Source organism: Mucilaginibacter sp. (genome assembly GCF_965201005.1).
In the GTDB taxonomy this organism is placed as follows: Bacteria; Bacteroidota; Bacteroidia; order Sphingobacteriales; family Sphingobacteriaceae; genus Mucilaginibacter_A.
Map to the genome: position 1 here is coordinate 3542916 of NZ_OZ241747.1, position 21389 is coordinate 3564304.

Below are 21389 nucleotides of genomic sequence, written 5' to 3' on the forward strand. Positions count from 1 at the left end.
TTGATTTATCAACCCAAAAAAAAACAACAAACCAAATTTTTATTTTGATGCAAAAACCTAAAATTTCGCCGCGTATTTTCTGTTTGTTGCTGATGTGTGTTTTATCGGCTTGCACAAACACAAATCAAAAAGTCGTGCAAAACAATCATGATTCCATTGCGATAAAACCAAAGACAAGCCAAACTTTATGCTTCCGGGAAGCAAGCGGAACCCAGCAAAAAGATACTGTTTTTATCCACTTAAATATCGATCAGCAAAAAGTAAATGGCGAAATGAACGATGTAATTTTTGAAAAAGATGCGCGGAGAGGGAAATTAAACGGCGAAATACATGGTGATAAAATTGACGCGATCTGGACTTTTATGCAGGAAGGCACAACTGATACTTTAGCGTTACAATTTCAACTGAAAAACAACGAACTTTTACAACGGCCATTGAAGGTCAACGCAAAAACCGGTAGGCAACAAACTGATAAAACGGCAGAAAACTGGATTATTTTACCGCTAATTGATTGCAATTTGCGGCAATAATCACAAAAGTAAATTACGGCACAAGCAAGTTTTGAAACGACAAACTATCGCCTTTAAAAGCATCAAAATCTACTGCATGGTTAATGCCATTGATGTGTGCCTTGTCCGAATGCTGCCAAAACCACCAATTGGTTGTCGGGTTTACGTTTAAATGATCTTGGTAATAATGCGCAATCCAGAACGGATATTCATCAAAATAACCTTTTAAATAATCGTTGTAAAAACTTAAACCGGAATAGATTATCGGTTTTGCGTGTGTTTTTATCTCAACAGAAAGCAAAAAACCGGTAAGTTCCCGGCGCATTTTTTCGGGCGGCAAACCATCCAGCGTTTCAATATCCACAACCATCGGCAAATCGCCTTTTTCGAGGTTCACGTTTTGGAGGAAAAACCGCGCCTGCCATGTTCCGTTTTTCTTAGGCCGGAAATAATGATAAGCACCGCAAATAATGCCAACTTTTGCGGCTTCGCGCCAGTTGCGCTTAAAGTACGGATCAACGGTGAGCAAACCTTCAGTCGCTTTGATGAAGGCAAATCTGATACGCACATCATCGTCTTCCATTGCGCGCACTTTGTACCAGTCGATTTTACCTTGCGCATAAGAAACATCAATACCGTGGATGCTGTATTTGGTCGGGATCCGGATATCAAAACTGCGGTACGTACGGTAATTCGGGTTTTCGCCAATGTCTCGCACCCAGCGCCAGGCAGACGTAAAAGTTTTTACAATATAGCCGTAATAAAACGGTGAAAGCAAAATCAGCAGCAAAAAAACGGCGATTATTTTCCAGGGAAACTGCGGCTGCCGCGTTAAAGAAACTTTTTTTGAATTTGAAGGTTTTTTGCCTGAAACAGGTTTTTTGGCAACTGTTTTACGTTTTACCGGAGGCTTTGGCTTTAACGGAGATTGATGTTCGGGCGCGGTCACTTCCACCAAAATTAAAAAACTTATTGGCAATGCTTCTTTTAGCGGTATAAAATCATATTAAAACCTTTTTACCGTTAAACTTTTATATTTGTACATCCACAATTATATAAACATGTTGTTAATCCGCTTCTTAATCATCTTTATTTCTATTGTATATATGCTCCGGATGCTGGGCAGATTATTGCTTCCGGCTTTGTTTCGCGGGGTGATGAACAAGGCACAGGCGCAAAGCAGTTCTCAAAACAACACTTCGCAACGCCGGCCGAAAGAAGGGACGGTCAAGGTTGATTATATCCCGCCAAACGTTTACAAAAGTGCCGTGCCGCCAACAGAAGGTGAATTTGTAAAATATGAAGAAGTAAAATAATGGCAATCATCCCCGAAGATCTTTATAAACGCCGCCATTTTGGTACGCCGCAATCCGTTTCGCTGATCGTCACCAATTACATCATTGTGGTAATTGCGGTACAGGTTTTTGCCATGGCCAACCCGATTCACTGGTTATTTTGGGTGGTGATCGGTTTATTGGCTATTTACAATTTTTTTCAGATGCGTAAAAACCGGGAAGATTTAGACCGCAAAAACCTGATTGTTTACGCTGTTAGCATCGTGCTTCTTTTAGTGGTGTTTTTTCTGCTTCGTTTAAAAGTAACTTCTTAGAGCCTGTTTAAAATTTATTCAATTTATTTTCTATGCTTCTTTTATCGCCTAAAAAATAGTTAGTATCTGGTTTTTGATTGATTTAGATTGATGCACACACCAATTTTTATAGGGTAAAAGAAGCATTAGCATTTCTTCTGATATGAAATTTAAACAGGCTCTTAATATAACTTTTCCGAAGTTTTTCCTGCTTTAATTTAATCAACCTGAACAACAGGCTGCTTTAAATTAGATAGCCGTATCACAAATTTATACTTCAATTTTATAAAATTTAGTTAGGTTTGGAACTGATATAATTTTATTTTAATGAATAACTGGTTCAAGCAAAACGGCGTTCATTTTGCCGTTGCAGGTTTATTTTTTGTGATCTGTTTCCTTTATTTTACGCCTGCATTTCAAGGTAAAATGCTCATCCAAAGTGATGTAACACAGGCACAGGGAATGCAAAAAGAAATTATGGATGTGCGCGCCAAAACCGGCAAGGCACCTTTGTGGACCAACCAGGTTTTTGGCGGGATGCCAGCTTACCAGATATGGGCTTTTTACCCCGATAACATTACAACCTATGTAATTTCTGCCTTAAAAACAGTATTCCCCAACCCGATTGATACCGTTTTACTATCGCTTTTTGGTGCCTATTTGTTGTTTTGCGTATTGCGGATCAATCCCTGGCTGGCGGCGGCGGGTGCAGTGGCATTTACATTTTCGTCTTATAATTTTATTTTACTGCACGCAGGGCATTCCAATCAGGCTTATGCAATTACGTTTTTTGCACCGATTTTGGCCGGGATTATTTTGACTTTACGCGGAAAGTATTGGCTCGGTGCTGTTTTGACCGCCTTTTTTCTGGCGATGGAAATCCGTTCCAACCACATCCAGATGGCGTATTATTTAATGTTTTCGGTGTTGATTTTGGTTGGCATCGAGCTTTATCATGCCATCAAAAACAAAACCACTGTTCCGTTTTTTAAGTCGATTGCCTTTTTATCCGCAGCCACTTTAGTTGCCCTGATGATCAACGCTTCTATTTTATGGACAACTTACGAATACGGACAGGAATCCATCCGCGGAAAATCAAACTTAACCTCAAAAACGGCTGGCGGTGCAGGAACGGGTTTAGATAAAGAATACGCTTATGGCTGGAGCCAGGGCATTGGCGAATGTATAACTTTCTTGATCCCGAACGCTTACGGTGGTGGCACTGGCGGTGTTTTGAAAGCAGATTCTAAAGTTGCAAAAGCCCTGATCGCTAAAGGTGTTCCGGAAGAACAAGCCGCAAACTTTGCATCACAATTGCCAACTTATTGGGGCGGAAAACCATTTACCGAAGGCCCTTGGTATTTTGGCGCAGGCGTTTGTTTTCTGTTTGTTTTTGGGTTGATGATTGTTCAAAACCGCATCAAATGGTGGTTATTGGCAACGGTGATTTTGAGTATGCTGCTTTCTTTCGGCAAAAATTTTACGCTGATTTCTGATTTGTTTTTTAATTATTTTCCGCTGTACAATAAATTTCGCGCAGTAGAATCGATTTTGGTTTTAGCCGAATTTGCCGTTCCGCTCCTGGCTTTTTTAGCGATAAAAGAAGCATTGCTGGCCAAAGACAAAGCATTTATCCTGAAAAAATTATTTCTGGCCTTATACATTACCGGCGGTTTCGCGTTGCTGGTTGCCGTGCTGCCAACTTTGTTTTTCAGCTTTAAAAACAGTGCTGGCGATGATAATCTGATTGCACAATTAACGCAGGCTTTTCAGGGCGACAGTGCTTTTGCAACTTCTTTGGTAAACACATCATTAGTTCAGGACCGTGCTTCTTTGGCGCAGGCAGATGCTATCCGCTCCCTGATTTTTGTGCTGATTACTTTTGGGGTTTTATGGGCTTTCATCAAGCAAAAAATCAACCTGCAAATTGTTTCCGTCCTGATTTTGGCGGTTACACTGGTTGATTTATGGCAGATTGACAAACGTTATTTAAAAGACGACAGCTTCCAGCCTAAAGAAGATGCCATGCAAGTGCGTGTGCCACGCGAAGTTGACCAGTTTATCATGCGTGACCCTGATCCTGATTTCCGTGTGCTGGATTTAACGATTGATCCTTTTTCCAACGCTTCCACCTCTTATTTTCATAAAACTTTAGGCGGATATCATGCCGCAAAACTGAAACGCTTTCAGGAATTGATTGAAAATCAGTTTACTAAAAGCCTGAATCAGGATGCGCTGGATATGCTGAACACCAAATACATCATTTCCGCTGATCCGAAAACGCAGGCTGTAGGCATGAAAGCCAATCCAACCGCGTGCGGCCACGCCTGGTTTGTGCAGCAGGTGCGTTTTGCAGATAATGCCGATCAGGAGATGCAGGCCATCAGCAGTTTCGACCCAAAAAATGAAGCGATTGTGGATAAAAAATACCAATCTGCAATTGATACCAAACAAAATGCGGTTGACACAAAAGCAACGATTACCTTAACCAGTTATGCGCCCGAACATCTGGTTTATCAAACTGGTTCAACCAGTAATCAGGTTGCTGTTTTTTCTGAAATTTATTATGATAAAGGCTGGAAAATGCTGATTGATGGCGTAGAAAAACCTTATTTCCGGGCAGATTATTTACTGCGTGCAGCGCAAATCCCGGTAGGAAACCACAAGGTAGAATTTATCTTCCACCCAAATTCTTATTATACCGGCGAGGCAATTTCCTTAATTGGTTCAGTTTTATTGGTGCTGGCAATCCTGGCCTATATTTTTGTGGAGAACCGCAAGAAAAAAGTAGTGGTAAAAACAGTATAGCAAGAAAAAATTTACAAAAAAGCGAAATCAATATTGATTTCGCTTTTTTGCGTCAATCATTTGTCCTTCCAAACTTCAGCCAATACCAACCTAAATTAAACGCAATAATTACATGGTTAAAAACAGCAGGCAGCAAGCCGTAATGTTTCCGCATGATGGCAAAACGTTCCAGCAAACTCCGTAAATGCCGCTTTTTGGACTGGCCGCCAACCAGATATTTTGCCACATATTGATGTACGTTTACAATCGTTTTTGCTTTTTTTGCTGCAGATAAAATCCAGTCAATATCTGCACTTAACTGATATTTTAAATCATAATTCTCAACCAAATTTCTGCGGATAAAAATGGCCTGATGACTAATACTCATGCCATATTTAAAATCTTTCCAGGTAAAGTTTTTGGGAGAATTGTGCCGACGCTGACCTAAACTTTTCAAATTCTGACCGATCATTTCGGTTTCGCCATAATAAATATCGGCATCCGGCGCGCTGGCGAATACTGTTTTTACCGTATCTTTTTCATAAAATTCATCGCCCGAGTTCATGAAAATAACGTAATTGCCGTTTGCTTTTGCCAAACCTTTGTTCATGGCATCGTAAATTCCCTCGTCTTTTTCGGAGATAAAAACAGCTATTTTATTTTGGTGTTTTCGGATGATTTCCAGCGTTCCGTCGGTAGATTTTCCGTCAATGATCAAATATTCAATGCCCGGATAAGTTTGGTTTAGCACAGAAAGCATGGTCCGTTCAATGTCCCGTTCATTATTAAAAACAACCGTAATCACACTTAAAAGCGGCTTATCCATGCGAAATCAGGCTTTTATAAAGTTCCGAATGCTTTTGGGCGATCACTTTTTCGGAGAACTTTTGCATCACCGTTTCATGCGCGTTTTGGCGTAATGCTTCTTTTACGGGGTAATTTTTGATCCATTCCAAACCTTCACAAAAACTTTCCGAAGATTTGTAATCTGCCAAAAAACCATTGTGCAGATGCTGCACCATATCCGGGATGCCGCCGGTTGTAAACGCAATTACGGGCGTACCGCAGGCCAGGCTTTCCATCACCGTATAAGGCAAATTATCTTCCAGCGAAGGGATTAAAAACGCATCTGCGGCAGCGTAACAGGCGGCCAGTTTTTCATCATCTTTGATCGTGCCCAAAAAAGTGGTTTTAAACGGAAAAACCGGCATATCTTCCGTATTGCGGTTCCCAAAAACCACCAGTTCAATCTGGCTTGGGTCGATGCTGTTTTTAGCGACCAAAAGTTCGAGGCTTTCTAACAAATAGGCTGCGCCCTTGTGCGAATCTTTTTTGGAAGGCATAAATCCCGTCAGGAAAATAAATTTATCTTTTGGTAAATCTAATTTCTTTCTCGCTTCCTGCTGATTTTGAGGCTGAAAAATATTGGTTTCTAAAGTGTTTGGGATAATGTCAATTTGTTTCCCAACCATCAAACTGCTTCTTAAAACGGAAGCTTTCATCCAACTGCTTGGCGCAATAATCCGAAAATTTAGTTGCTGATAAGCTTCATTTTTCTGTTTCCAGATTTGGTGTGAAATATCATTTGGTTGAGCATCAGCCAAAACCGGACAATCGCCACAACTTCTTTCAAAATGATCACAAGTATAACGCACATGGCAGCCGCCGGTAAAGGCGTTGCTGTCGTGGAAAGTCCACACAATTGGTTTGTTCAGTTCCGCCAGTTCGGCCAGGTGCTTTGGGTTGAGAAAACTATGGTTAACCCAATGTAAATGAATAACATCCGCAGCTAAAACTTTCGGGTTTTTGATAATTGAAATACCAAACCAGGTAAACGAAAACGGGATTTTAACCGGCTTTAAATAACGTTTGGCCAGCAGGCGTTCTGTAATAATGGCTGCTGCTGCCCTGCCGCGTTTAAACCATGTATTGGTAAAAGTTTTGACCGCAGGGTTTTGGCCGAATTTATAAAAAACAACCACTTTAGAATCCACGTCACCAATTTCGTTTAAAGCCAAATTAAGCCTTAAACAAGCGCGGCCGGCACCGCCATTTCCATCATAAGTATTGATATGGACCACTTTCAGCATCGTCCAAAAATACACTAAAATTTATGCCCTAAAAGAAGCATTGTACTTTTGAAAAAACTGTTGGTGAATAATTGTTAAACTTTGCCGTTGCTTTATAAAAACGCCTGGATTTTTTCTTTACTTTGCAGCAAAATGGGCAACCAACTTACCGATCGCACCTTCTGGAAAAAGTATTGGGAATCGAAAAAAGACCTTGCGGTTGCCATTAAACCCAACTATACTTTTCATCGCGTCCTGCGGAAACTGATCAAAAAAAACAACCTTAAAACAGCAATTGAGCTGGGCGGTTTCCCGGGTTATTATGCCATTTATCTGCATAAATATGAAAACCTGGAAACTACGCTTTTTGATTTTTATGTGCACACCGGGATTTTGGTTGATGTGCTGGCCGCCAATAATTTAAGCGAAAAAAGTATTGGCGTGATTGAGGGCGATTTGTTTAAATACCGGGCATTAAAACAGTACGATCTGGTGCTTTCCTGCGGTTTGATCGAGCATTTTGAAGATACGAAAGACATCATTAAAAGGCACCTGAATTTTTTAAAACCCGGCGGAACTTTGTTTATCACTTTGCCCAATTTTTTGGGGGTGAACGGCTGGGTGCAGCGTAATTTTGACATAGAAAACTACAGCAAGCACAATGTAAAAAGTATGCAGCTGGGTTTCCTGGCAAAAATTTGTCACGAACTAAGTTTGCAGGAGATAGAACTGAGCCATTACGGCAGGTTTTCGGTCTGGCTGGAAAACAAGCAGCAAAAATCTGCAGCAGCAAAAATTTTGATAAACACAATTTGGCTGGCGGGCAAGGTTTTTACGCGGCTCGTTCCGGCAGAAACAAAAATGTTATCGCCTTATATCGTGCTTTCTGCCAAAAAACCGGCTTAAGCCATGCTTCTTTTACCGTACTTTTTTTAGGATAAACCGTTTAATCCGGGCAAATAAACTGCCTTTCCGGTTTTGCAGAAAATGTTTAATGGCCGCATAAGCTTCAGGGTTTTCTACAATTTCCAATGGGAAAAAATCAACCGCGTGGCGATCTATCTGCACCTGGTACATTTCTTCTTTGTTAGAATGCACGCCGCTGCCATCATGACCAATATTTTTAATCAAAGATTTGGCAGGATTAAGCGTTAAGCCGCCGTTTAAAAATATGGAAGCATACCAGCGGATTGCCCAGGAATCGTTTTTGCCCGACTTAAACCCCTTCATCTGCTGCCAGAAATTCATCGTTCCTTCAATCGAAAACCGGTTGATTTTTTCCTTGTCAAACTGTTTCATCAAACCGTTGATATCCGGGTTAAAGTTTTTCCAGGCGCGATTCCAGGTTGCCCAGCCCCAACTGGTTGCGGCACGATAAAAAAACGTTTGCGGCAGGTTTTTTTCTTCCAGCGGATACATGTAAGCACCAATGTGCATCACTTTTTCATCATTGGCGTAGCGGTCTAAAGCATCGTTAAGATAACGCAAAGTATAGGGCGACGACAGCAGATCATCCTCAAAAACAATCACTTTGCCATATTCTTTTACCAGCAGCGAAACGCCGTTGATGATAGACTCTGCCAGGCCATAATGGATCGGGCTTTCAATAATTTTAACCCATTTAAAACCCTCTGTTTGCTTGATCAAAGCACGCACTTCATCAATTTTTTGTCGGTCTTCGCCATAAATGGCATTATCAGCAAAAATGTACAACCGCGAATCTTCAGCCAGTAAATTTTTTTGTAAACAACTGATTGTCCGTCGTGTATGTTCCGGTCGGTTGTAAACAAAAAGTGCAATCGGTGCCAGGTTTTGCATAAATACTTCTTTTATCGATTAAAAATCTGTGTTTTTTCTTCCGAAAAACTGCATAAAACAGTGTAGGCACTGGCCAGTTTTTCCCGGGATTTTTTACCAAGTAAACGGTTTAAAATTGTTTTTAGCCGATATTCAACGGTAATTTTCAGGTTTTTTACCAAGCTTTTCTGCTTTTTTTGATTGATAAACGTATTGAAACGCGTTACTTCCGGCTGGATCATGGAAGTTTTATCAGTCAGGATTTTAAACCCTTCCGAGCGCAATAAATAACGCAGCGAACTTGGCGTGTAAACATTGATGTGGCCGTAAGCCAGAAAATGGCCGATGCGGTTGTCAACCCCAAAACGATAATCGCGCGGCACCTCGATCACCTGAAACCTGGCAACGCGTTTTAGTTCGCGCAGCAGCATCCGCTCATATTCTACGTGCTCTAAAACGTGTGCCAAAATCACCAGGTCAAATTCCTGATCAGCATAAGGAATGTGGTAACCATCAAACAACTGTACTTCTTTTATCGATCTTAAATTACGCCCTTTGATATGTTCAACCCCGCTTTCAGAAATCTCAATAGCAAATAACTCCGGTGCAAACTGCTGCTGATCAAGATGATACAAAATACTTCCGTCTCCGGCACCAACTTCTAAAACTTTGGCAAATTGCTTTCCGCGGCAAACATCTACAATATTCTGCGCCTTGTATTTGGCACCCAACATGCGCCAGGCCTCGTCGTGATTTTCGTAAAAACCACTGTACGCATCAATAATTTCGGAAGTTTGGTTTTGTGCCATGAGCCTGCTAAAATAGCTTTTTGTGCGCACACTATTTTTAGGTTGATAAAAACAGTATCAAAATTTTGCGGGATCGGCCTGGCCTAAGTTTCCGGCCAAACCATCATCAACAGCTTTTAACAGTTTTTTGTATTCGTTTTGTTTGTTGCTGAAGATAGAAATCAACTTTAATCCACTTAAAAACAGTGTTTTGTTGAGGTTGAAAAGCCAGCGGTTTTTAATGGTTACGGGCGAATAAAAATGCAAACGGTTGCGGATATGGTAATAAATCCGGAAATTCCATTGGTCCAGCAAAGGCGACGCGAATAGATTTTTCCGGTAATCAATGCCTTGCGACTGATCAATATCCACAACTTTACTTTCGGGAATTAACCAGATTGTGCCGCCATTCTGGGTGATGCGGTACGAATATTCAGAATCGTCAACGTATAAAAAAAATGCTTCGTTTGGGTAACCGATTTTGGCAATCATTTCCTGGTGCAGCAGCAAACCGCCATAAGGCACATACGGAATTTTAACTCGATTTTTGAATGGTTTTTCGCCTGCAAAACGATCTTTCAGCTTTAAAAACCGATTGTAAAAAATGCGTTTTATGCTGAAACCTAAAAAATTATCAGGCACTAAATAATAACGGTCCGGGTTTTCGCCTCGCGCTATCCGGATATGCGGTTTTCGGTCCGTACGCAGGCAAAACAACGCTTTTTCAGTATTTCCTTCGGGGATTTTTTGCCAGTTCTCCAGCAAAATTTCTAACGCGTTTTCATCCGGCAGGTTATCATCGTCCAACAGCCAAACCAAATCCGCGGCAACGTGCCGGTGCGCATATTTTAAAGCCTGATCGTAACCGCCGGCCGAACCTTTGTTTTCCGCATTCACCAGAACCTTGATCCGGTCATCGTTTAAGGCCGATGCTTCTTTTAGCACCGAAATTTCGCTGGCATTATCTACCACAACCACCTGCGCAACTTCTGCAAAACTTAAAACGCGCTGCAAAACCTGCTGCAAAAAACGCCAGCGATTTCCGTAAGTTACCGTAAGCACGCAGACTTTATATTTTATATTTGCCATCCGATCGGTTCCAAAAATAGCATATAAAAACAGCATCGGCCAGGCAAATTAATGGGGATTATCCAGCAGCAAACCATCAAGGGCACCTTTTATTCTTACCTCGGCGTGGTGATTGGTGCGGTAACCGTTTACTATTTCCAGCCACACGCCATCAGCGAAGAAAAAGTTGGTTTGCTCACTTTGCTGAACAATTTTTCGCTGCTTTTTGCCCAGTTTGCCATTTTAGGTTTTAACGGGACCGGCCGCTATTTTCCGTACTTCCGGAGCAGCGAAAAAAACCATCACGGATATTTAGGATTGGCTTGCCTCGTTTCTTTAGCTGGCTTTATACTTTTCACGTTGTTGGCTTATACATTTAAAGATCAGCTAATTAGCAAAAATTCGCAAAAAAGCAATCTGTTTGATACCTATTTCTGGTACTTAGTACCGCTTACATTTTTTACACTGTTTTTTAATGTGTTTGATTTGTATGCACGGATGCTTTACGACACCATCAGCGGGCGGGTTTTGCGCGAATTTACCAAGCGGTTTTTGATTCTGCTGGCAATTATTCTGATCTTTTATAAATGGGTCAGCTTTCCCACTTTTATGGTTTTGTGGCTGATCGCCAATATTGTCCCTACATTTTTAATGATAAAAAGACTTAGTGGGCAAGGTAATTTTTCTTTAAAAACCGATTTCGGCTTTATCAATAAAGATATTGCCCGTAAACTTATCAGCATCTGCTTTTTTGCCATCCTAACAGGTTCTGCGCCCATCATTATCAGCAGTTTGGACACGTACATGGTCAACGAAAAATTAGGTTTGGCCAAAACCGGTGTTTACGGAATCGCCATGTATTTCGGGACCGTAATTACACTGCCCGCACGTTCGCTTTACAGCATTGCCTACACCATAATTTCAGAATCCTGGAAGAGTAATGATTTAGAGAACATCAAAAATATTTACCGTAAAAGCTGCATCAATCAACTGGTTGCCGCGCTGTTTATTTTCCTGCTGGTTTGGGTTAATGTAGATAACATTTTTAAGGTTTTGCCGCCTGCTTATGCCGCCGGGAAATACGTGATTTTCTTCATCGGTTTGGGTTATGTCATTGATTCGGCAACTGGCGTAAACGGCGTAATTTTAACCACTTCCCGACATTTTAAGTACGATTCCTTTTTTAATTTAGGGTTGATCGGCGTAACCATCGGCCTTAATTTATTGCTTATTCCGGTTTACGGCATTACCGGTGCAGCCATTTCGGCTGCTGCTACCTTGTTGATTTTCAATTTGTTCCGATATCTGTTCATTCTGATCGTTTACAAAATGCAGCCTTTCAGCATCAAATCTTTGTATGCGGTTTTACTTGCGGTTTTGAGTTATTTTGTGTGCTGGAAGCTTATTCCATCACAACAAAATTTTATTTTTGATACCGCGGTCCGTACTGTTTTTATCACTGTTTTTTTCGGGTTGAGTGTTTATTTTTTAAAACTTTCTTCGGATATCAACTTGTTTATCCAGGATTATTTAAAGAAATTCAGCAACAAATAACCAGCGTGATTACTGTTTTTACCCAACAAAATTACCGGCAGCTTTGCGATGAACTGGCTGTGCGCGATGCTTCTTTTATCGATATAATTTCGGTGTACGGTTATCCGCCGTTCTGGTCTCGGCCCAATACCTTTGAATCTTTGGTGCACATTATTTTAGAGCAGCAGGTTTCGGTGGCTTCCGGTTTGGCGGCTTTGCTTAAACTGAAAGACAAGCTTGAAATCATCTCCGCAGAAAACCTTTTGTTATTGAGCGATGAGGAACTGAAAGCCTGTTATTTTAGTCGGCAGAAAACCGTTTATGCACGAGATTTGGCGCAAAATATTTTAAACGGAAATTTGATTTTGGAAGAAATGGAACTTTTGCCGGACGATGAAATCCGCGAAAAATTAACGGCCGTAAAAGGCATCGGCAACTGGACAACCGATATTTACCTGATGTTTATTTTGCACCGCACCGATATTTTTCCCTCGGGGGATTTGGCCGCTGTAAATGCGTTGAAAAAGTTGAAAAACTTACCAAAAGATACGTCAAAAGAAAGGCTCCTGCAATTTGCAGAAGCCTGGAAACCTCACCGAACCATTGCAACCATGCTTTTATGGCACGAATATTTAAGCCGCATTAAATAGCTATGCCTGCCCGTTCCTGTTCCTGAAATTTGTGTACCACATCAATGGCGTTATCTACCACATCGCTCAAAGCCACGATAAACGCACCGGGTTTTGCCATGCGGATGGCATGTTGAAACACATCCGTTTTGCTGTCGGCAATTTCGTAGGTTTTATTTAACCCGGCGGATAAAAAACCTTCTTCCATCAGCCTTAACAATTCTTCCCGGGTACGGCCGCGCAGGTGGTTTTCCTGACGGAGAATCACGTGATCAAACATTTCGGCGGCAATTTTGCCAATTTCGCGGATATCATCATCGCGGCGGTCACCCGTTCCGGCAATCAAACCGATTTTCTGCGGAGAATCAATCGCTTTTAAAAACTCTTTTACACCATTAAACCCGGCCGGATTATGGGCGAAATCAACCATGATCTTAAACTCTTTAAAATCAAAAACATTCATCCGCCCGGGCGTTTGCGCAACTGAAGGAATAAAGGTTTCCAGCGAAGTTTTGATGTCTTCCGTGCGCAAACCCCACACATAAGTTGCTAACGTTGCCGCCAGCACATTCTGGATCATAAAACTAACCGATCCGCCAAAAGTCAGCGGGATTTGTGCCGCTTTTTGCACCCTTATTTTCCAATCGCCTTTTTTGATGGTGATGTAACCGTTTTCGTAAACACAGGAAATATTACCATCGGCACTATGTTTAACGATGATCGGATTGTTTTCGTCCATGCTGAAATAAACCACTTTACAGCTTGCATTTTTGGCAATTTTCATGCAGTATTCATTGTCGGCATTGATTACTGCCCAACCGGTTTTTTTTACCGAATTGATCACTACTTCTTTTACCCTGGTTAAATCATCCAGCGTGTGGATATCGTTCAAACCCAAATGATCTTCCTGAATGTTGGTTACCACGCCAATATCGCACTGACCAAAACCCAAACCCGAACGTAAAATGCCGCCACGGGCCGTTTCCAGCACGGCAAAGTCAACAGTTGGGTCTTTCAAAATAAATTCTGCACTGTATGGGCCGGTGGTATCGCCTTTCACCATCAGCGTGTTTTGCACATAAATGCCATCCGAAGTGGTAAAACCAACACGGTAGCCGTGATTTTTAACGATATGGGCGATCAAACGCGTCGTTGTTGTTTTTCCGTTGGTCCCGGTGATGGCAATAATCGGGATCCGTGCTGATTTGCCATACGGGTACAACATATCGATTACCGAAGCGGCCACATTTCTGGGCAAACCTTCACTTGGGGCCAGGTGCATCCGGAAGCCGGGAGCCGCGTTCACTTCCAAAACCACACCGCCGTTTTCTGTTAAAGGTTCAGTGAGGTTTTGTGCCATGATATCAATCCCGCAGATATCCAAACCAATGATTCTCGAAATCCGTTCACAAAAAAACACGTTCTGCGGATGCACCATATCGGTTACATCAACCGAAGTTCCGCCGGTGCTGAGGTTTGCGGTAGATTTCAGGAAAACCTGTTCGCCCGCCGCCGGAACACTTTCCAGCGTATAGCTTCTTTTATGCAGTAAATCTAAGAGGTCACGGTCGATGATGATTTCCGTCAGCACTTTTTCATGGCCATAGCCACGCCGCGGATCGCTGTTGGTTTGATCGATCAGCTGGTTAATGTTCAATACGCCATCACCCGTTACATTGGCAGGTACGCGTAAAGCTGCAGCAACCATTTTATGATCTACCACTAAAATCCGAAAATCAAAACCGGAGATAAATTTCTCCGCAATTACGCGGCGCGAAACCAAAGCCGCATGTTCAAAAGCATCAATCGCTTCCTGCTCTGTTTTTACATTGATGGTTGCGCCACGGCCATGATTTCCGTCTAAAGGTTTAAAAACCAGCGGGAAACCAACTTTGCGAATAGCTTCATGTACACCATCCACTGAGGTAATGGTGATGCCTTTTGCAACAGGAATAGCCTGTTCATCAAGCAAACGTTTGGTTTCTTCTTTGTTGCCGGCCAAATCTACTGCAATGCTGCTGGTGCGCTCGGTCATGGTAGCACGGATGCGCATTTGGTTTTTACCGTAACCTAATTGTACCAACGATTGATTGTTTAAGCGTATCCAGGGAATATCGCGCGCAATTGCTTCTTCTACCAGCGAACCGGTACTTGGGCCCAAACGTGTTTGTTCCCGTATTTTTTTAAGCTGACGGATGTCTTCCTCCAGATCATAAGGCAAACTATTGATCAGGGTTTCGGCAATTTTTACGGCAGCTTCCGCAGCAAAAATGCCTACTTTTTCTTCTTCATAATTAAAAACAACGTTGTAAATGCCTTTTTCTTTGGTTTCACGCGTTCGGCCATAACCGGTGTTCATGCCTGCCAGTGTTTGGATTTCCAGCGCAATATGTTCAATTACGTGGCCCATCCAGGTGCCTTCTTTTACCCGCATAAAAAAACCGCCCGGTATGCCCGGCGAACATCGGTGCGTTTGCAAACTTGGCATCAGCCGCTCTAAACGTTCGTAAAAACCATTAACTGTATTGGTTGGCCGCTGCTCCATTTCCTCCAGGTTCAGGCGCATCTGGATCAGCTTTTTCCGGTAAGTGCTCCAAATATTTGGCCCCTTCAGTACTTGTATCTTTTCAATTTTCATATCGTATATTTTGCAATGCTTCTTTTACGGGGTATTTTTTTGTCGGATTTTCAACTTAAATTCTTGCAATTAAATAAGTTTTTGAATAAAAAATGCAAATAACCGTTAATTTAATACCTGTTGGGCTTTATCTTTGGAAAAATACCTTAAATTTTTGATTGATGATCATACCAAAAGGGAAATTAATAATAATAGGTGGTGCCGTTGACCTGGGTACGAACATCAGCGATATGGAAGGGCTGAAAAAACCTGACCGTTTGCAGTTTTTTGAGCGCGGGATTTTAAGACGGATCATTACAGAAGCTGATTCGGAAAACCCGGTGGTAGAAGTAGTTACCACAGCTTCACAAATCCCGGAACTGGTTGGCGATGAATATGTTAAAGCCTTTAATCAGTTAGAAGTAGAAAATGTAAATGTGCTGGATATCCGAAGCAGGGAAGAAGCCATCCGCCCGGAATATCTTGAACGCATAAAAAACGCCGATGTGGTGATGTTTACCGGCGGAGACCAACTTCGTTTAAGTGCTATTTTTGGCGGAACGGAGTTTCTGTCGATTTTAAAAGACCGTTATCTGCATGAAAATTTTGTGGTTGCCGGAACGTCTGCCGGTGCGGCGGCCGCTTCTGCCAACATGATTTACCGCGGCCAAAGCAACGAGGCCATGATTAAAGGTGAAGTGCAGATTACCGCCGGTTTGGGTTTTATCGATTCTGTGATTATTGATACGCATTTTGTACAGCGCGGCCGCATCGGCAGGTTGTTTTACGCGGTGGCCAGCAATCCGGGCATTTTAGGGATTGGTTTGGGCGAAGATGCCGGATTACTCATCACCGAAGCAAAAACGATGGAGGCCATCGGTTCGGGCTTAACCATTGTGGTTGACGGCCGCAACATCATCGAAACAAATATTTACAATGTAGAGTTGGGTATGCCGGTTTCTGTGGAAAATTTGAAGGTGCATGTAATGTCTATTTATGATAAATTTGATCTGCGGCAGCATAAACTTTATATCAACCATGCGGTAAAAGCTGTTCCGGCACTTCCGGATAACGATCAATAAATATGAAACTTATCATTCACGGCGGGTTTTTTAGTGAATCCGGAACCAATCAGGAAATTAAAAAAGCTAAACAGGAAGCTTTGGTTACCATTGCCGAAGCCGCTTATACTTTTTTAAAAACGCACACGGCTTTGCAAACTGCTGTTTTTGCCGTGTCTTTATTGGAAGATTGCGATTTGTTTAATGCCGGTTTGGGCTCGCAAATTCAGAGCGACGGTAAAATACGTTTAAGTGCGGCTTTGATGGATGGAAAAACGGAGCGTTTTGCTGGGGTGATCAATATTGAAGAGGTTAAAAACCCAATCCAGGTTGCCGAAAAACTACTGCCGCTGCAAGACCGGGTTTTGAGCGGGTCCGGTGCCAAAGATTTTGCCCGCGAGCACGATTTCCCGTATTTTAACCCGCAAACGCCACAGCGTAAAACGGAATATGAGCAGAAACTGCAAAACTCTATCCGCCTGGGCACCGTTGGCTGCGTGGCTTTGGATGATTACGGAAATCTGGCCGCGGCAACTTCCACCGGCGGAAAAGGTTTTGAAATACCGTCCCGCGTAAGTGATTCGGCCACTACAGCCGGAAATTATGCCAACCAGTTTGCCGGTGTTTCCTGCACGGGCGTTGGCGAAGATATTACGAGCGGTGCAGTAGCCGCCAAAATTGTAACCCGTGTAACCGATGGTTTTATGCTAAGCGATGCCTGCGAAAAAACTTTATCGGAAATGGCTGCGTATGATGGTTTTGCAGGTGTTATCGCGATTAAAGCAAACGGCGAGATTTATCATGCAGACACACATCCGTACATGGTTTGGGCCAGTTATGATGATGGTTTGAAAGTTTTTAGTTAATATATTTGCGCTATCCAAAGCAAAAATGAAAATCCTATATACTGTTTTTATCACCCTTTTTTCATTAAATGCTTCGGCACAGTTTTTTACCAGGTTGTTTTCGCACAAAAAACCGCCTCCGTTACCTGCTGCATTTTTTATCGCCCCAAAACAGGGCTCGCCTGCATTAATTTACAGTGCTTCTTTTAATACCTTCAGCCATGATTTAGGCAGAAGCCGGTACAGTATTTACGCAGAAGAAGCTTTTATCATGCATGATCTGAAGCAATCTGCGCGTTATGGCCAAACGGCCATGCGCATAGCATTTGATAATCTGGCCGATTTTTACCTCCGCCAAAACCGGTTTTCGGAAGCCAAATGGTATTTATTGCGCAGTAATGCCATCTCCAGAAACCAAAAAAGTTATGAGCATATTATTGGTTCGTTGTTGGTTTTGGCAGAGATCAAGGCTGATTTAGGGGATTATAAACAAGCCGATGAAGATTTGGCAGAAGCCAGGGCCATTGCAGTTTTACACACGTCAACGCCTGGTTTACAGTTAATTGAACAGCGCGTCAATCAAATTAAATTACAAAAAGAAACTGGTTTAAAAATCCAGAACCAATATTCTGATTTGTTGTAGCCTGATTATTTTTTACGGCAGATGCAGGGATACTTCTTTTATCACCTAAAATTTAGGACTCGTTTAAATTTGTTCCTCAAAAAATACTGATGCTTCTTTTATACCGATAAATTTTGCTTTTGCAGTTGTTGCCGATAGAAAAACCCGCCAAATTTTAGATGGTAAAAGAAGCATGGAAAAATTTTTAAATCAGATTTAAGCAGGCTTTTAAAGTATTAACTATAACGGTCAGCATCAATCCGCATAAACAAGATTTGGCTTTTGCAGAAACGGTTGAAAAATAAAATTTTGTATTTACCTTAGAAATTAATATTTCATATATAAACAAATCGTATTTTTACGAGTTATTGTAAAACAATTATCAAAAATCTAAATCATGGCAAAAGCTAAAAAAGAAGAAACAGAAGGTGGTATCACCGCTTATTCTGTAAAAACAAAAACCAAAAATGTTCCAATGGTTAACCCTGTAATCAATTGCAAATCTGGCAGATATATTGCGGTAGGAAAAGATGCTGACGGAAACAATATGGCCGCCATTTTAGGAAAAGCTAAAGCAGAAGAACACATTAAAAGCGGACATGCCAAAAAAGGCGAAGGCTGGGAAAAATAAATACTGTTTTTACACGGTAAATTTGTCCGGCTTTTGTTTTAACTGACATTTTTCAGTTTTAAAACCATTGCATTATAATGCCAGGTAACTCTTGTTATCTGGCAATTTTTTTTGCTCAAAAATTCAGGATAACCGCTTTGTTGGATTTTATATTTCCTCCTAAATTATCCAACCTACAACCTTAAATAATCAATAATTATTTATAGCATTTGGCTTTGCGGAAAATATAATATTTACTGATAATAAATTTTTGCCGATAAAAGAAGCATGATATCTCTGAACCTTATCCATCACAATTAAACAAATGATAATTAGCATATGCTTATTCTTATTAAAATTAATTCTAAATAAATTTTGTTGAATCTAAAAAACGCCTATATTTGTCAGCGTAGAATTAATCTAAATAAGAATAAAGACGCGCTGATTTATGTACCAAAAACTTTTACCCTTTATATTATTTGTTTTCATCACTTCGAATACCAACGCCCAACTACTTTCCGGGAAAATAGCAGGAAAAATCAAAACTAAAGATGGAAAGCCGAAATCCGGTGTATCTATAATAATAAAAGAACTTGACCGGACAACAACCAGTAGAGAAGATGGCAGTTACCTATTTAGCAATTTAAAACCAGGGACTTATACGGTAAAGGTTACTTGTATAGGTTGTGTAAGCAAAGAAACAATAATCCGAAGCGAGGCAGGCAAAACGGTTGTTGCAGATTTTTATCTGTTGGAAAACTCTTCACAATTAGCAGAAGTAAGCATTAATGCCCGTAAAAACAGCAACAACACTACGCTAACGCTTGGCAAAGCAAACATTAGTCCGCTTGATTTGCCTCAAAGCACGGGCGTGGTAAGCAGCCAAATGATTAAAGACCAGCAAGTAAACCAATTAGGCGATGCGCTAAAAAACGTTAGCGGTGTTTCGTTGACACAAACACGTGGCGGCGTTTCAGAATCCTTTTCGGCACGTGGTTATACAATTGGTATTGCCGGTGCATCCGGGAGTATTTTTAGGAATGGTGTACTAACCAATACAGCCGGTTTCCCGGATGCAAGCACGTTAGAAGCTATCGAAGTTTTGAAAGGAAGCTCGGCATTGCTATATGGTAATACTTCTGGTGGTTTGGTGATTAATTTAGTGACCAAAAAGCCAAAATTTGATTTCGGCGGCGAAGTAGCCATGCGCTACGGAAGCTACAACAGTTATAAACCGATAGTGGACGTTTATGGGCCAATTAGTAAAAACATAGCTTTCCGAATGATCGGAACGTATGAAAATGCCGATAGTTACCGTGATCAGGTCAAAACAAAAATCACCAATTTAAGCCCTTCTTTGCTATTTAACCTGAGCAAAAAAAGCACTTTATTACTTGAAGGAAATTACCTGAAATCAGATTTAACGCCGGACAATGGCGTCGGGACCCTAAGTAATGGCCGCTACATTCCTGATGTTCCCCGTTCACAATACATCAATACCAACTGGGCTTACAGTAATTTAAAGCAAGGCACCGGTTCTGCCACTTTTAACCATCAATTTAATGAGTTCTGGAAATTAACGGCAATCGGATCGATCCAGGGAACAAACGTTAATTCTTTCGGATCAAGTTTGCCAAATAACGTTGGTGCAGACGGAACATGGAACAGAGGTTTAGCGCGCGCTAAAACTTATGAAGGCGATTATACAGGCCAGGTTAATCTGAACGGTAAATTTAAAACAGGCTTTTTAAGCCATCAATTGCTGTTGGGAACAGATTTTACCGAGGTTTACAACATCACCAATACATTTAACATCTCCGGGTTAACAGGAGGGAATATTTACGACAAGATCAACATCATCAACACGGATGAATTTACGCCGCGTACAGACGTACCTAATACAAAAACCACTTTGCTTACCAGATCACCATCCTATCGTTATGGTTATTATGCACAGGATTTAATCAGTTTAAGTGATCAGTTTAAAGTGCTTGCGGGCTTGCGTTACACCATTCAAAAAACACAGCAACCGCGCATTAATAATTTTGCCCGGCAAAAAGACAGTACAGGTGCTGCCACACGATTTGATAAAGCTTTTTCACCAAAAATAGCATTGGTTTATCAGCCTGCCAAAACAACTTCGGTTTATGCCAGCTACGCTAATAACTTTATAGTTAACAGTGGTACAGATATTTACGGGGCAAATTTAAAACCTTCCACAGTTGATCAGTATGAAGCAGGTATCAAAAATGATCTGTTTAATGGTAAACTCACGGCTAATTTAAGCATTTACCAAATCATCAACAGTGATTTAGCTGTACAGGCACAGTTTGACCGTAGCGGAAACCCTAATTCTGTATCAACAGTCCGGGAATTTAGCGGACAAACAAAAAGCGATGGTTTTGACGTGGATATCAACGGAAACATTTCTAAAAACTTTTATTTTGTTACCGGTTATAGCCATAACTACATCCGCTATACAAAAACCACCGGCACAACAGGTTCTTATACGTTGGGCGAGCGTTTGGTAAACAGTCCGGCAAATACGTTTAACGGAAGCTTGTTCTACACCTTTGATCTCCAGGCTTTGCGCGGGTTAAAAGTTGGTGTTTCTGCATTTTATACCGGTTCCCGTTTTGGCGGATATAACAATACCGTTAATCAAACACAGAAATACAGCCGTTTGATCCCGTTATCAGGTTTTACAACTGTTGATTTTTCTGCCGGTTATACTTACAAAAAAATCTCTTTGCTGGCCAAAGTTTCCAACATTGGCAATACTATGAATTATCTCGTCCACGATAATTACAGTATCACGCCGATTTCGCCGCGGCAGTTTTTAACCACTTTAGCTTATAAATTTTAA

19 protein-coding genes are annotated in these 21389 nt (G+C 41.4%); 12 read left to right on the plus strand and 7 right to left on the minus strand.

Annotated elements, in window-relative coordinates:
• The first annotated feature begins 47 nt into the window (after positions 1 to 47).
• Positions 48 to 530: a hypothetical protein gene (locus ACOFKR_RS16110; protein WP_419801823.1), complete on the plus strand. Its 483-nt coding sequence runs from the start codon at positions 48 to 50 to the stop codon at positions 528 to 530.
• A gap of 13 nt (positions 531 to 543) precedes the next feature.
• On the opposite strand, the gene ACOFKR_RS16115 is transcribed toward ACOFKR_RS16110, so the two are convergent.
• The gene (locus ACOFKR_RS16115) at positions 544 to 1488 is read right to left on the minus strand and encodes a glycoside hydrolase family 25 protein (RefSeq protein ID WP_419801824.1); all 945 of its coding nucleotides are present in this window, start codon (positions 1486 to 1488) and stop codon (positions 544 to 546) included.
• Positions 1489 to 1615: 127 nt separating this feature from the next.
• Here ACOFKR_RS16115 and ACOFKR_RS16120 point away from each other — a divergent pair, with 127 nt between their 5' ends.
• The 3 genes from ACOFKR_RS16120 to ACOFKR_RS16130 all read left to right on the plus strand — a co-directional run bounded on the left by ACOFKR_RS16120 (position 1616) and on the right by ACOFKR_RS16130 (position 4905).
• Complete coding sequence (locus ACOFKR_RS16120) at positions 1616 to 1825, plus strand: hypothetical protein (protein ID WP_419801825.1); 210 nt, start codon at positions 1616 to 1618, stop codon at positions 1823 to 1825.
• Positions 1825 to 2118, plus strand: a complete 294-nt coding sequence (locus tag ACOFKR_RS16125) for a hypothetical protein (protein ID WP_419801826.1) — start codon at positions 1825 to 1827, stop codon at positions 2116 to 2118. The genes ACOFKR_RS16120 and ACOFKR_RS16125 overlap by 1 nt, the downstream gene beginning before the upstream one ends.
• Positions 2119 to 2424: 306 nt before the next feature.
• Positions 2425 to 4905 (plus strand): YfhO family protein, encoded by a 2481-nt coding sequence (locus ACOFKR_RS16130; RefSeq protein WP_419801827.1) that lies wholly within the window; start codon positions 2425 to 2427, stop codon positions 4903 to 4905.
• Positions 4906 to 4957: 52 nt separating this feature from the next.
• Here the strand turns inward: ACOFKR_RS16130 and ACOFKR_RS16135 are convergent, their stop codons facing one another.
• Positions 4958 to 5710 carry a glycosyltransferase family 2 protein gene (locus tag ACOFKR_RS16135; protein ID WP_419801828.1) on the minus strand — a complete coding sequence of 251 codons (753 nt, stop codon included), beginning with the start codon at positions 5708 to 5710 and terminating at the stop codon, positions 4958 to 4960.
• Entirely contained in the window at positions 5703 to 6974 is a 1272-nt protein-coding gene (locus ACOFKR_RS16140; RefSeq protein WP_419801829.1) for a glycosyltransferase, read from the minus strand. Before ACOFKR_RS16140 ends, ACOFKR_RS16135 begins: the two co-directional genes overlap by 8 nt.
• Before the next feature lie 132 nt (positions 6975 to 7106).
• Between ACOFKR_RS16140 and ACOFKR_RS16145 the strand changes: the two genes are divergently transcribed.
• Entirely contained in the window at positions 7107 to 7859 is a 753-nt protein-coding gene (locus tag ACOFKR_RS16145) for a class I SAM-dependent methyltransferase (RefSeq protein WP_419801830.1), read from the plus strand.
• Between the two features lie 12 nt (positions 7860 to 7871).
• Here the strand turns inward: ACOFKR_RS16145 and ACOFKR_RS16150 are convergent, their stop codons facing one another.
• From ACOFKR_RS16150 to ACOFKR_RS16160, 3 genes are read right to left on the minus strand one after another with little or no spacing between them, the layout of a single operon-like run.
• Entirely contained in the window at positions 7872 to 8771 is a 900-nt protein-coding gene (locus tag ACOFKR_RS16150) for a sugar transferase (protein WP_419801831.1), read from the minus strand.
• Positions 8772 to 8782: 11 nt separating this feature from the next.
• Positions 8783 to 9559 (minus strand): class I SAM-dependent methyltransferase, encoded by a 777-nt coding sequence (locus tag ACOFKR_RS16155; protein ID WP_419801832.1) that lies wholly within the window; start codon positions 9557 to 9559, stop codon positions 8783 to 8785.
• Positions 9560 to 9616: 57 nt separating this feature from the next.
• Positions 9617 to 10627, minus strand: a complete 1011-nt coding sequence (locus ACOFKR_RS16160; RefSeq protein WP_419801833.1) for a glycosyltransferase — start codon at positions 10625 to 10627, stop codon at positions 9617 to 9619.
• A gap of 51 nt (positions 10628 to 10678) precedes the next feature.
• Between ACOFKR_RS16160 and ACOFKR_RS16165 the strand changes: the two genes are divergently transcribed.
• On the plus strand, positions 10679 to 12160 hold the full coding sequence (locus ACOFKR_RS16165; RefSeq protein WP_419801834.1) for a polysaccharide biosynthesis C-terminal domain-containing protein: 1482 nt from the start codon (positions 10679 to 10681) through the stop codon (positions 12158 to 12160).
• A 5-nt stretch (positions 12161 to 12165) separates the two neighbouring features.
• Positions 12166 to 12789: a DNA-3-methyladenine glycosylase family protein gene (locus tag ACOFKR_RS16170; RefSeq protein ID WP_419801835.1), complete on the plus strand. Its 624-nt coding sequence runs from the start codon at positions 12166 to 12168 to the stop codon at positions 12787 to 12789.
• Here the strand turns inward: ACOFKR_RS16170 and cphA are convergent.
• The gene (gene cphA / locus ACOFKR_RS16175) at positions 12782 to 15406 is read right to left on the minus strand and encodes a cyanophycin synthetase (protein WP_419801836.1); all 2625 of its coding nucleotides are present in this window, start codon (positions 15404 to 15406) and stop codon (positions 12782 to 12784) included. The two genes, ACOFKR_RS16170 and cphA, sit on opposite strands and share 8 nt — an antisense overlap.
• Before the next feature lie 161 nt (positions 15407 to 15567).
• Between cphA and ACOFKR_RS16180 the strand changes: the two genes are divergently transcribed.
• The 5 genes from ACOFKR_RS16180 (at position 15568) to ACOFKR_RS16200 (ending at position 21389) form a co-directional block, all read left to right on the plus strand.
• Positions 15568 to 16467 carry a cyanophycinase gene (locus tag ACOFKR_RS16180; protein WP_419801837.1) on the plus strand — a complete coding sequence of 300 codons (900 nt, stop codon included), beginning with the start codon at positions 15568 to 15570 and terminating at the stop codon, positions 16465 to 16467.
• Between the two features lie 2 nt (positions 16468 to 16469).
• The gene (locus ACOFKR_RS16185; protein WP_419801838.1) at positions 16470 to 17312 is read left to right on the plus strand and encodes an isoaspartyl peptidase/L-asparaginase; all 843 of its coding nucleotides are present in this window, start codon (positions 16470 to 16472) and stop codon (positions 17310 to 17312) included.
• Between the two features lie 25 nt (positions 17313 to 17337).
• Positions 17338 to 17934, plus strand: coding sequence for a hypothetical protein (locus tag ACOFKR_RS16190; RefSeq protein ID WP_419801839.1), 597 nt, complete (start codon positions 17338 to 17340; stop codon positions 17932 to 17934).
• A 376-nt stretch (positions 17935 to 18310) separates the two neighbouring features.
• Complete coding sequence (locus tag ACOFKR_RS16195) at positions 18311 to 18544, plus strand: hypothetical protein (RefSeq protein ID WP_419801840.1); 234 nt, start codon at positions 18311 to 18313, stop codon at positions 18542 to 18544.
• 427 nt (positions 18545 to 18971) lie between these two features.
• A complete protein-coding gene (locus ACOFKR_RS16200; protein ID WP_419801841.1) occupies positions 18972 to 21389 on the plus strand; it encodes a TonB-dependent siderophore receptor in 2418 nt (805 codons plus the stop codon).